Below are 12,918 nucleotides of genomic sequence, written 5' to 3'. Positions count from 1 at the left end.
CCATCGTGGAGATTGCTTCGTGCCTCGCAATGACGCGCAGAGGGCCAAATTGGTCTTAAGTACAATGACCGGCTGTCCTTACACACCGAACTTTATCCATCCCTCACCCTCGTACCCAAAGGCAAACTGCTTAGGGCGGATGATCTCGGTCAGGATCTCGATAGAATCAACAATACGCGGACCGGGGCGGTTAAAGTATTGGTTGCCATCAGCAATATATAGCTGATTATTTTTCACGGCCTTCATATCAGCAAAGCCCGGAAGCTGCATTAAAATATCTATTTCCTTTAAGCTGCGCTCTATAGAAAAGCCACAGGGCATTACTATAATGATGTCGGGGTTTTGCGCACGAATCTCGTCCCAGCTTACATAGGGTGAATGTTTGCCATCCTGGGCCAGAACAGGTGTACCACCGGCTATGCTTACCAATCCGGGCACCCAGTTGCCAGATATCATCATTGGCTCCAGCCATTCTATACAGGCTACGGTTGGTTTGCTATCTGCAAATTTCAATTTGTGCTTAATGATATCAACCCGTTCATTAAGTAATTCCACCAGGTCGGCACCTGCCTGGGGTACATTCAACGCGTTGGCTATGGTGATTATATCATTAAAGATATCTTCTACGCTATTGGGTCGCAATGAAATGATACGGGCTTTTTTATCAAGATAGTTATCCAGAGCCAGCTCCACATCCGTTAGTGATACCGCGCAAACCTCGCACTGATCCTGCGTAATCACCACATCGGGTGCCAGTTGTTTGATCTGTTCACGTTTTACCGTATAAACCGATAAGGCATCGGCAAGAATCTCCTTTACCTTCACATCAATATCCGCGCTGCTTAAACCATCAGGAAAATTCGCTTCGGTGCAAATCGGCAATTGCTTTACCGATTCGGGATAATCGCATTCATGCGAGCGGCCTACCAGGTTATCTTCGAGCCCCAGGGCACATATTATTTCGGTAGCAGATGGAAGTAAGGAGATTATTTTATCAGTTGACATGTTTTCAGATGTGCAGATTAACTTCGTTGATGGCTCTGCCGTTTCAAATATGCAGATGTGCAAATGTACGGAAGAAGTGCAGATTGATTTGAAAATTTGTCAATTTGAAGATTTGAAAACGCAAATCAATTGAAATGCAAACTCATTTTCAAATTGTCACATCTTCAAATTTTCAAATCAACTCACCTCCAAATTTTCAATTTAACAACATATCTTTGCCGCAATGATATTTCTTACCTTTTTCATCGGGCTGATAGCCAACTTTATTGGTTACATCCCTCCCGGCAACATTAACCTTTCACTTATACAGATCACTATAAACCGTGGCATAAAAGAGGCTTTACGCTTTATCATCGCTTTTTCATGCGTTGAATTTTTCTTCACTTATTGCATTATGCAGGCCGCAAGGTGGCTTTCGGGCCAAATGCACCTTGCCGTTATAATCGACTGGGTAATGGTTATCCTTTTTGGCGTATTAGGCGCCATTACCTGGATCCATCGCAATAAACCACCCCAAACCACTTACTCCGAACATGCCAGTATCAAGTATGGCATTCTGCTGGGCTTTTTAAACCCCATGCAAGTACCTTTCTGGATGGTTACCGGAACTTACCTCATTACTCACGAATGGATCCTTGACGGAAGGATAGCCTTAGTGATATTTAGTGTGGGCTCTGCAGCCGGTTCTTTTTTATGCTTATATATCTACGCGCTGTTTGCCCGGTATATACAAAGTAAATTTGCACTTAGTACCCGGTTAATTAATACCAGTATCGCCATCTTGTTTTTCGCCTTTGCGGGGTATCATATTGTGAAGCAGGTTTATTTATCGTTTTTCAAGCATTGATGCAGATGTGCAGATTTCAGATGTGCAGGTGTGCAGATGAGGAAAAAATTTGAGGATAGGAGGATTTGAAAATAGTTGTCGAGATGATTTTTAAACGTAAAATCTTGAAGGTAAAATGACCCTTTAAAAGTTCTGTCATCCTGAGGAACGAAGGATCTATTCGCAGACTGTACAGGGCGAAAAAGCATGGCGAATAATAGATCCTTCACTACGTTCAGGATGACAAAAAGTTTTTTAGCAATACATCAACGGAGACGTATAAACCACAAATGGCTTCAAAATTGAAGCCATTTGTGGTTTATAATATGTTTATCCCAGTGCACAGATCATCTGCACATCTAAAATCTGCACATCTGAAATTACGCTATTTCCAGCTTGTTTTCTTTGTAAAAACCCGCCTTTAGTTTTTCACCCATTTCGCTGTAGGCATCAAGGGTGCGCTGTACATCGGCCAATGAATGTGAAGCTGTTGGTATCAGGCGCAGTAATATTAGTCCTTTAGGTATAACCGGATAGATCACTATGGAACAAAAGATACCATAATTTTCGCGCAGGTCGCGGGTTAGGCTGGTGGCTTCGAAAAGGTTGCCCTCTAAAAACACAGGAGTAACCATGGTATTGGTAACACCCAGGTTAAAGCCACGCTCCCTTAAACCTTTTTGCAGTGTTGAAGAGATCAACCACAGTTTTTCGCGTAGTTGTGGTTGCGTGGTTAATAGCTCGAAACGTTTTTTTAAGCCCAATACCATCGGCATAGGCAGTGCTTTAGCAAATGTTTGCGAACGCATGTTATAACGCAGAAAATGAACTATCTCTTCATCGGCAGCAACAAATGCGCCTATACCTGCCATTGATTTTGCAAATGTGGCAAAGTATACATCTACCCCATCAATACAATCCTGCTCCTCATGTGTACCGGCACCGGTTTTACCCATGGTACCAAAACCATGCGCATCATCCACCAATAAACGGAAGTTGAATTTCTTTTTTAGTTCGATAACCTCTTTCAGTTTACCCTGCGCTCCCGACATGCCAAAAACACCTTCGGTGATCAGCAGTATTCCGCCACCGGTTTGTTCGGTTAATTTTGTTGCACGCTCCAGCTGTTTTTCGCAGCTTTCAATATCATTGTGCTGGTAAACAAAACGCTTACCCATGTGCAGGCGCACACCATCAATGATACAGGCATGTGATTCTGCATCATAAACAATAACGTCATTCCTGTCAACCAATGAATCTATAATTGATACCATTCCCTGGTACCCGTAGTTTAATAAAAAAGCGGCCTGTTTACCCACAAATTCAGCCAGGTTATTTTCCAGCTCTTCATGGTGAATAGAGTTGCCAGACATCATACGCGCACCCATAGGGTAAGCCATACCATAATCGGCAGCAGCTTTAGCATCAGCTTCCCTTACTTCGGGATGATTAGCTAAACCCAGGTAATTATTAAGGCTCCAAACCAAATGTTCCTTGCCATTGAACTGCATGTGCGGTCCAATTTCCCCTTCCAGTTTAGGAAATGAAAAATAACCATGTGACCATTTTTGGTGCTGACCCAATGGCCCACCTAAGCTTTTTGTTATTTTATCAAATAAATCCAAAATAATTTACCTTTTAAATAGTGAATAATTGCAAATATAGCTGTAAATACGACTTACTACAATAGCTATAACTTTTTAGAATAGGTTATAACTAAGAAGGACGAAGGATTTTTGGAGCAAGGAACAAGGACTAATTGATTAAGGGCGAAACTTTAAATAATAATCTATTTAAACTAAAACAGGAAAGTTATCTTATTTAGATAGCTTTCCTGTTCTTATTATATTCCTTTATCTTCTAATCCTTGCTCTTTGCTCCATTAGTCCTTACTCTGTCTTAATCCGCATTATCATGCAAAAATGAATTATTTCTGCGGATCTCGGTGTTGCCTTCGTTATCAGGCATCAGGCTGAATCTTGATATCTGGCTCTCGTCAGATTGTGGTGTATCCTGAAGGGCTATTTCCTTGCGTTTATAGGCCGGTACATTTTCCAACTCCTGAATGTTGCCTGTACGCAATTTCATGCTCAGGTCTTTTAAGCGCATGATCCGCTCGCGCGATTTTTTCAGCTGCTCCTCTATCGATTCATTTGTTTTATGATCATCAGCGCCAAAAGCAGGTGTAGGCTCGGGAGCTGGTTCTGGTACCGGCTCTGGCTTACGCTCCTCTTTTACCGGGGCATATGATTCAGGCTCGGCCATTTTGAAGGTAAAACCAGCTGTATCCTGTTCGTGATCTTCTTCCTTATCTTCATCGGCAAGGTTGTATTTCACTACAGTTTCCTGTTTCTCATCAGGGCGGGCAAACATATCAAACAGACCGGTTTGCTTTGGCTCTTCTTTATGATGTTTAATATAAGGCTCGGCTGTAGCATTGGCTTTAACCGGGTTTATAAATTCATTAAAAGCATTAACAGGCTTTACCAAAGGCGTATTTTCCGGAACCAGCATTGATACTATCTTTTTGTTGCTGTGTTCTTTTTCACGCTCATCTTTGGTTTGGAAACCGGTTGCAATGATGGTTACCGAAAGTTTATCTTCCAGGTTTTCGTCAACACAATTACCCCATATCAGGTCTGCAGCCAAACCGGCTTCTTCCTGTATATAATCGGTAATGATGCTCACCTCATCCATGGTAACCTCTTTAAGGCCAGAGCTGATATTAAGCAAAATATAGCGTGCGCCTTCTATCTCGTTATCTTTCAACAACGGCGATGACAATGCACCCTCAACAGCTTTCAGCGCGCGGCCTTCGCCTTCGGCTGTGCTGCTGCCCATGATACACACACCGCTATCTTTCATTACAGTGCGCACATCCTTAAAGTCAACGTTGATATAACCCGGTAAGGTTATGATCTCGGCAATACCTTTAGCAGCTGTGGTTAATATATCATCAGCCTGGCCAAAAGCCGAGCTCATGGTTAGGTTACCAAATATCTGGCGCAGCCTGTCATTTGATATCACCAGGAATGAATCAACATACTTTCTTAGTTCCTCCATTCCGGCATCGGCCTGCATTTTACGGCGTTTACCTTCAAAAGAGAACGGCGTGGTTATAATACCAACCGTTAATATATCCATTTCGCGGGCAGCCTTGGCTATAATTGGGCTTGCACCTGTACCGGTGCCACCACCCATACCTGCGGTAATAAACAGCATCTTGGTATTAACACCCAACATCTGCTTAATATCATCGATATTTTCAATAGCTGAATTTTTCCCAACTTCGGGTATCGAACCGGCTCCCATTCCTTCTGTAAGGCTGGCACCCAATTGTACTTTGTTAGGTATGGGGCTAAGCTCCAATGCCTGGGCATCGGTGTTGCAAATAATAAAGTCAACACCGGTAATTCCTTGCCTGTACATATGGTTTACCGCGTTACCACCACCACCGCCAACACCAATTACCTTGATGATTGACGATTTTTCTTTTAACATCTCAAACTGCATAATCTTCGTTTTCAGCTATATGTGATTCAACCAATATTTAGATTTTACCATCGTAATAATAATACTTTTTCAACAACAGTTTTCCACAAATGTCAATATGTGGAAAAACTTAACTATTGTGTATAATTATTTCAAAAAATCCTCGTCGTTTATATCGTCTTTAATAAATGTGATACTTTTTTTCAGCAACCTGTCAAACAAACCACCTTCTTTACCTTTAGTTTCAAACTTAGGCTTCAGTGCTTTTTCTACAGGTATATCTACATTCATATATTCTGTTTTCTGGATCCCTTTTATCAGCAAGCCTATACCTGTTGCAAACGTTGGGCTTTGCAGCTCTTCGTAAATATTTTTAGGTAACACTTCGTTCTTAGCCAGGTGCTCTGTTGGGTAACCAACACGGCAATCCAAACCGGTAACAAACTCTACCAGCTGGCGTAAGTGTTTCAGCTGCGCTCCACCGCCTGTTATTACTATCCCGGCAATCAGTTTTTTCTCGTAGCCTGATGATTTAATTTCGTAATACACATGCTCCACAATCTCTTCCATACGGGCCTGGATTACGTAAGCCAGGTTTTTAACGCTGATCTCCTTAGGTTCGCGGCCACGTAAACCCGGCACACAAACTATCTCGTTCTCTTTGTTCTCATCAGCCAGGGCCGATCCAAACCTTACTTTCAGCTGCTCGGCAATATTGCGCATTACTGAACAACCTTCTCTAATATCCTCGGTAACGCTATTGCCACCAAAAGGGATAACTGCCGTATGGCGGATTATGCCTTCATGAAAAATAGCCACATCGGTAGTACCGCCACCTATATCAACCAACACCACACCAGCTTCTTTTTCCTCTTCGCTCAACACAGATTCAGAAGATGCCAGTGGCTCCAATATAAGGTCCTGGCTATCCAGGTTGGCCTTATTAACACATTTAACAATATTTTTAATTGCTGTAACCTGGCCCGATATAATATGGAAGTTGGCTTCAAGCCTAACTCCTGCCATACCAATAGGATCTTTAATGCCCGGCTCATTATCCACTGTAAATTCTTGCGGCAATACGTGGATGATGTCCTCGCCCGGAGGCATCACCAGGTTGTACATATCCTCTATCAGCTTATCAATATCTTTACGCCCGATCTCCGATTGCAGATCGCGACGGGTTATTAAGCCGCGGTGTTGCAAACTTTTAATATGCTGACCGGCGATACCTACAAATACTACCTTTATATCCACATTTGATTGCGCGCCTGCAATCTCCACCGCCTGGGTAATACCCTGTACAGTTTTATCTATGTTTGATACCATTCCACGGGTAACACCCGCAGATTCTGCTTTACCAATTCCTAATACCTCAATCTTCCCATTCTTGCTCCTGCGACCCACAATGACGCATATCTTAGTAGTCCCGATATCCAATCCTACTACAATTGGTGAACTTTTTTCTTGAGTTGAGCTTTTGTCCATATTACAATTTTATTTGAGATTTCTCTTTTTTCATTTTTAGCGAATCCAGCTTAAGTGCCTTGGCTTTAGCCGAATCTGCTTTTGTCAATTCGTTTTTTATACCAATAACCTGGTTGGTATATTTAACATTTATTGTTTTGTATTTATCCCAGCCTACCTGTGGCAATACCTGTTTGTAAAAAGCTACCAGGTTTCTAAGTTTTACGTTCAATGAATCGGCATTCCCTATCAGTATCCTTTGGCTGCCCACCCTTGGGATCAGCTCAATCTCCCGATCTGTATTTACATATATCTGCGCTATCTGCGCATCCCACAACGAATCTTTGCGAATAAAATCGGCCGTCCGGTACAAGTCCTTCGCCAACCGTGTGTGTAATGAATCAACATGGTTGGTAAAAAGTTCATCTATAAAACCATTAGCCACCAGTACCCTTGCGGTAAAGTTTGATGAAAGCGGAATTTTCAAGCCATGCTGATCTATATAAAAATCCATATCGTAATGGTTCATCACCCGCAGTATAGGTTGGCGCTGGCTTACCTCAACCCTTAGTATCCCATCCATCTCTGTATAAACTTTAGCAAACTCAATAAATGGATTTGCCTTCAATTTGTTCTCCAGTTCCTGAATATTTATATTCTCCAGTTTTCGCCCTATAAGCGTGTGACTGTTTGTCTGCAAAATCTGGTCGACTTCCTGCTTATCGATAAAATACTGGTTACCCGGAATATTTACCTTTACGGCAGTACAAACCACCGAAGCTTTTTTCTTTTCAATGAAACTCATCAGCACCACAAGGCCACCCAGGCAAATTACCCAGGCAAAACCTACTAACAGGCGCTTCCAGATGAGTTTTCTATCCATGTTGTAATATTTCGTTTAAAGGATGAACCAACGTATCAATATCACCGGCACCTACTGTTAACAGCAATTCGGGCTTTTCATTTTTCACAGCATCCAATGCTTCCTGCTTGGTTAGTTTACGTTTATTTACCAGCTGCATTTTATTTAATAACATATCTGATGTTACCCCTTCAATAGGCAGCTCGCGGGCAGGGTATATATCCAGCAATATCAACTCATCTACCATATCCAGCACTTCGGCAAAGCCATCGGCAAAATCGCGGGTGCGGGTGTACAGGTGCGGCTGAAAAATAGCGGTCAGCTTTTTATCGGGATATAATCTTTTTACTGATGATATACAGGCCCTCAATTCTTCGGGGTGATGGGCATAATCATCAATATAAATATGCTCCGGTGTTTTCACAATGTATTCAAACCTGCGTTTAACCCCCTTAAAAGAAGCCAGCGCACTTTTTATGGAATCGGCAGGAATATCAAGCCTCAACACAGCCTCAATAGCGGCTACCGCGTTTTCGATGTTATGCGTACCTGCAATCCCCATTTTAATATCGGTAATACTTAATTCGGCGTTCACAAAATCGAAATAGAAATCTCCCCCTTCAATGCGAATGTTTGCAGCATGCGCATCGGCGGTTGCATCATCAATAGCATAGGTATAACCGGTATCTAAAGGCAAACCTTTTTTATGTACCAATGTACCACCTACTTTTATCTGCGAAGCAAACAGCTTAAATGATTCTGTTAAATGCGCATGATCACCATAAATATCCAAATGGTCGGCATCCATCGATGTGATGATGGCAACATCCGGGTAAAGTGTTAAAAACGAGCGGTCATACTCATCGGCCTCAACCACCATTACATTATTTTTACCATACAACACGTTGCTTTGGTAGTTGGATGATATACCTCCCAAAAACGCCGAGCAATCATTACCCGAAGCTTTAAGCAAATGCGCTACCATAGTTGAGGTGGTAGTTTTACCATGCGTACCCGCAACAGCAATAGTAAAGGAACTTTTACTTATTAAACCCAAAACCTGCGAACGCTTAAATAGCTCGAAGCCTTTATTTTTAAAATAATTCAATATGGCCGAATCCTTAGGAATAGCCGGCGTGTATATAATAAGCGTATCATTGCATGGCTCCTGAAAACTCATTGGTATCCAATCCGCCTTATCATCAAACACCACCTGGATACCTTCGTTATGCAAATCGTTAGTCAAATCCGTCGCCGTTTTATCATAACCGCAAACAATACAGCCCAAATGTTGGAAATAGCGGGCCAGCCCGCTCATACCGATGCCGCCAATGCCCACCAGGTAAACCCTTTGTATGTCGCGTAGTTCCATGTTAGTGTTTTTTAAAAAAGGCCCTCCCCTTTTGGGAGAAGAGGACCATAATTTTAATTGTTATTTATTAATTGTATAAGCTCTTTTGCTATCACTTCATCGGCATTTGGCATAGCCATTTTACCTATGTTGGTGCTTAGTTTTTTCTGCAATGGTTTATCATCCAGCAATTCAAGCGCCCTATCAACCAGCTTTGCTTCGGCATCTCTGTCGGCAACAAAAATGGCAGCATCTTCCTGTACCAATGCCAAGGCGTTTTTAGTCTGATGATCCTCGGCCACATTTGGCGAAGGCACCAGGATCACCGGTTTTTTCACCATACACAACTCTGCAATGGTGCCTGCTCCTGCTCTTGATATAATAATATCTGCAGCAGCGTAAGCCAGGTCCATGCGGGTTAAAAACTCTTTTATTTTGATATCCGGATGATGATCGTCGCCCAGTTTCTCTATGATCGTTTTATAATAAAATTTCCCTGTTTGCCATATAATCTGTACATCCGCAGCTATGAGTTTATCCAAACCAGCCATGATGCTGTTGTTCAACGTACGTGCGCCAAGGCTGCCCCCGGTTATCAGTATGGTTTTTTTAAACGTTGATAACTTAAATAGCTCCAGCGCCTGCATATGCTTACCGCCAATGTTCACTGCATCCTTGCGGATAGGGTTACCTGTTTTGATGATTTTGCCGGCAGGAAAAAACTGCTCCATATTATCAAAAGCAACACATATTTTTTTGGCGCCCTTGCCCAGCCATTTATTAGTAATACCAGCATAGGAATTTTGCTCCTGTATCAGGTACGGTATCTTTTTCATGGATGCGGCATACAACAGCGGCCCCGAGGCATAACCCCCAACGCCAACAGCGGCATCGGGTTTAAAATCCTTAATAATTTGCAAGGCCTTGCGTACACTGTTCACCAGCTTAACCGGGAACAGGACGTTTTTCCAGATAGAATCGCGCTGAATACCCCGGATATCTAATCCGATGATCTTATACCCTGCCGCCGGAACTTTTTCCATTTCCATGCGACCTAAAGCCCCTACAAACAGAATTTCGGTAGCTGGATCAATATTTTTTAAAGCATTGGCAATAGCAATAGCCGGGAAGATATGTCCTCCTGTTCCGCCACCACTGATGATAATTCTCTTTGCCATGTTTTTTAAAATTCTAAGCTCTAATTTCTAAATCCTAAATTGAGCAGCCCATTTTCTTACTCATTACTCATTACTCACTACTCACTACTCACTACTCACCACCTAAACCGTCCTTATCTCTCCAACTACTACCTTCTTCGGTTCTTCAATATCGCGGCTTACCGATAGTATGATGCCGAAAGCCACACTCGTGAATAATAGCGATGTCCCTCCCATACTTACAAAAGGCAGCGGCACCCCGGTTACGGGACCAAGCCCTACTGCTACCGCCATATTCGCGAACGCCTGTATAGCAAGGCTAAAGCTCAACCCGCAGGCCAGCAATGCCCCAAACGCCTTTGGCGCTTTGGTTACTATTTTAATACACCGGTATAGTAAAAACAGGTAAATACCTACCAATACAAAACCACCTAACAGGCCATATTCTTCTACAATAATGGCATAGATCTCATCCGAATATGACTCGGGCAGGTAATTCCTCTCGGTGCTATTGCCGGGGCCCTTACCAAAAAGTCCACCACTGGCGATAGCTATTTTGGCATGATCGGCCTGGAATGATTTGTCAGTCTTGGTTGAATCCGGATGCAGAAAGGTATTTACGCGTGATACGTAAGTGTGCCTCCTTGGCCCCAAAAAGATAACTCCCAATAATAATATAAATCCTGCCGCACATACTATGGCTATTTGTTTTATGCTGATACGCCCTATGATCAACAGCAAAATGCTTACGCCAAATAACATCAGCGCGGTTGATAAGTTAGCCAGCGCTATTAATATAAATACCAAACAAACAGAACCCATGATAGGTAAAAACGATTCCTTTACATCCTTAATATTCTCCTGCTTGCGCGATAGTGTACGCGCCAGGTAAGTGATCAAAGCTAATTTGGCCAAATCGGATGTCTGGAAGCTTAAACCTATCACCGGGATATTGATCCAGCGACTGGCATTGTTGATGTGGCTACCAAATACCAATGTATATATCAACAATGGTATAGTAACGATCATCATAATTTTCGACAGGCCGGCGTAGTAACGGTAATCCAGCTTATGCGAAATATACATCAGCATAATACCACCTACTACCATCGCCAAATGCTTCATCAATATCGACTCGACCCCTACACCCCGCTTATAAGCGAGTGTACCGGTTGAACTGTATACCGCCAACAAGGATATAACAGAAAGCAATATGACTATAAGCCATATCCACCGGTCGCCTTTTGTGTTATTTAATATCCTATGCATTGCTTTTATTGTTTACTATTAGTCCATGGTCTATAGTCCATGGACCATGGACTAAACTTCTTATCTATTATTTCTCATCTGCACATCTACAATTCCCTTACCGCCGCTTTAAACTGGTTTCCCCTGTCTTCATAATTTTTAAACAGATCGAAACTGGCGCAGGCCGGTGATAACAATACGGTATCGCCTTTAGTAGCCAGGTGATAAGCCACCTGTGCTGCTTCCTGTGCCGAAAATGTATTCACTATCACATCTACATCATCCTCAAATGCATCGTGGATGCGCTTGTTATCCTTACCTAAGCACACAATAGATTTTACTTTGTGTTTAACCAGGTCTTTAAGCATACCGTAATCGTTGCCCTTATCAACACCGCCTAATATCAGTATCACATCGCTGCTCATGCTTTCCAAAGCGTACCAGGTTGAGTTAACGTTGGTGGCTTTTGAATCGTTGATGAAACGAATGCCTGAAATATTGGCAACAAATTCAAGCCTGTGTTCAATGGCTTTAAAGTTGCCCATGCTCTCCCTCATCGTTTCATTGCGCAACTCCAGCACTCTGGCTACAATACCTGATGCCATAGAGTTGTAAATGTTGTGCTTACCCTGCAGGGCCAGTTCTTTAATTGACATTGTAAAATGTTCTTGATTTGTGTTGATGACAATATTGTCGTTTTCGAGATATGCTCCCGGTTCAATCTTTTTTTCAATGGAAAAGGGTAATAGCTGTGCCTCAAACTTCCTATCGGCCATACCTTTTATGGTTTCGGGGTCATCGGCGCAGTAAATAAAATAATCTGCCGCTGTTTGATTTTGCGTTACCCTGAATTTGGATGCCGCGTAATTTTCCAGCTTATAATCATACCTGTCTAAATGATCGGGCGTAATATTGAGCAATACTGCTATATCCACCTTGAACTTAAACATATCATCAAGCATAAAACTGCTTAGTTCCAATACATACAGGTCAAACTTTTCGGTAGCTGCCTGATAGGCAAAGCTTTTACCTATGTTACCCGCCAGCCCAACATTTAAACCTGCATCTTTAAGAATGTGGTAGGTTAAGCTGCTGGTAGTAGTTTTACCGTTAGATCCTGTAATGCCGATGATCTTAGCAGTGCAGTACCTGCCTGCAAACTCTATCTCGGATATTACCGGAATACCCTGCTCTTTAAGTTTTTTAATGATCGGAGCCTTATCAGGGATCCCCGGGCTTTTGATCACCTCAACCGCATTCAGTATCAGTTCTTCGGTATGTTGTTTTTCTTCAAAACTGATATTCCAGTCCTCCAGCTGTTTTTTATAATGATCTGCAATAGCCCCAAAATCAGACACAAAAACATCATAGCCTTGCTGCTTGGCAAGGTATGCCGCACCTACTCCACTTTCGCCAGCGCCTAAAATGGCTATCTTTCGGGTTGCGGGTTGCGCGTTGTGTGTTTCGTGTTCCTGTTGGTTCATTGCTTTATTTATCCTTGTTCCTTACT

At 42.5% G+C, this 12,918-nt stretch carries 10 protein-coding genes; 1 reads left to right on the top strand and 9 read right to left on the bottom strand.

All coding sequences use genetic code 11. The features are described from left to right. Window positions 1-78 precede the first annotated feature (78 nt). On the bottom strand, window positions 79-1,005 hold the full coding sequence (locus Q0R88_RS25990) for a cobalamin-binding protein (RefSeq protein ID WP_295721513.1): 927 nt from the start codon (window positions 1,003-1,005) through the stop codon (window positions 79-81). A gap of 223 nt (window positions 1,006-1,228) precedes the next feature. Here Q0R88_RS25990 and Q0R88_RS25985 point away from each other — a divergent pair, with 223 nt between their 5' ends. After that, window positions 1,229-1,852 carry a LysE family transporter gene (locus tag Q0R88_RS25985; protein ID WP_295721511.1) on the top strand — a complete coding sequence of 208 codons (624 nt, stop codon included), beginning with the start codon at window positions 1,229-1,231 and terminating at the stop codon, window positions 1,850-1,852. A gap of 359 nt (window positions 1,853-2,211) precedes the next feature. Here the strand turns inward: Q0R88_RS25985 and Q0R88_RS25980 are convergent, their stop codons facing one another. From Q0R88_RS25980 to murD, 8 genes are all read right to left on the bottom strand, one after another. After that, window positions 2,212-3,456: an aminotransferase class I/II-fold pyridoxal phosphate-dependent enzyme gene (locus Q0R88_RS25980; protein WP_295721509.1), complete on the bottom strand. Its 1,245-nt coding sequence runs from the start codon at window positions 3,454-3,456 to the stop codon at window positions 2,212-2,214. A gap of 274 nt (window positions 3,457-3,730) precedes the next feature. Then, the gene (gene ftsZ, locus Q0R88_RS25975) at window positions 3,731-5,344 is read right to left on the bottom strand and encodes a cell division protein FtsZ (RefSeq protein ID WP_295721507.1); all 1,614 of its coding nucleotides are present in this window, start codon (window positions 5,342-5,344) and stop codon (window positions 3,731-3,733) included. A 126-nt stretch (window positions 5,345-5,470) separates the two neighbouring features. After that, window positions 5,471-6,811: a cell division protein FtsA gene (gene ftsA, locus Q0R88_RS25970; protein WP_295721505.1), complete on the bottom strand. Its 1,341-nt coding sequence runs from the start codon at window positions 6,809-6,811 to the stop codon at window positions 5,471-5,473. A gap of 1 nt (window position 6,812) precedes the next feature. Next, on the bottom strand, window positions 6,813-7,673 hold the full coding sequence (locus Q0R88_RS25965) for a cell division protein FtsQ (RefSeq protein WP_295721501.1): 861 nt from the start codon (window positions 7,671-7,673) through the stop codon (window positions 6,813-6,815). Continuing rightward, window positions 7,666-9,024 carry a UDP-N-acetylmuramate--L-alanine ligase gene (murC, locus tag Q0R88_RS25960; RefSeq protein WP_295721499.1) on the bottom strand — a complete coding sequence of 453 codons (1,359 nt, stop codon included), beginning with the start codon at window positions 9,022-9,024 and terminating at the stop codon, window positions 7,666-7,668. The genes Q0R88_RS25965 and murC overlap by 8 nt, the downstream gene beginning before the upstream one ends. Before the next feature lie 53 nt (window positions 9,025-9,077). Next, the gene (murG, locus tag Q0R88_RS25955) at window positions 9,078-10,181 is read right to left on the bottom strand and encodes an undecaprenyldiphospho-muramoylpentapeptide beta-N-acetylglucosaminyltransferase (RefSeq protein ID WP_295721497.1); all 1,104 of its coding nucleotides are present in this window, start codon (window positions 10,179-10,181) and stop codon (window positions 9,078-9,080) included. 102 nt (window positions 10,182-10,283) lie between these two features. Beyond that, window positions 10,284-11,429 (bottom strand): putative peptidoglycan glycosyltransferase FtsW, encoded by a 1,146-nt coding sequence (locus Q0R88_RS25950; protein WP_295721495.1) that lies wholly within the window; start codon window positions 11,427-11,429, stop codon window positions 10,284-10,286. Window positions 11,430-11,515: 86 nt separating this feature from the next. Beyond that, a complete protein-coding gene (murD, locus tag Q0R88_RS25945; protein WP_295721492.1) occupies window positions 11,516-12,892 on the bottom strand; it encodes a UDP-N-acetylmuramoyl-L-alanine--D-glutamate ligase in 1,377 nt (458 codons plus the stop codon). Window positions 12,893-12,918: the final 26 nt, after the last annotated feature.

This window comes from Mucilaginibacter sp., from assembly GCF_025362475.1.
GTDB lineage: Bacteria > Bacteroidota > Bacteroidia > Sphingobacteriales > Sphingobacteriaceae > Mucilaginibacter.
This window is presented reverse-complemented; position numbering and strand designations above follow the sequence as displayed.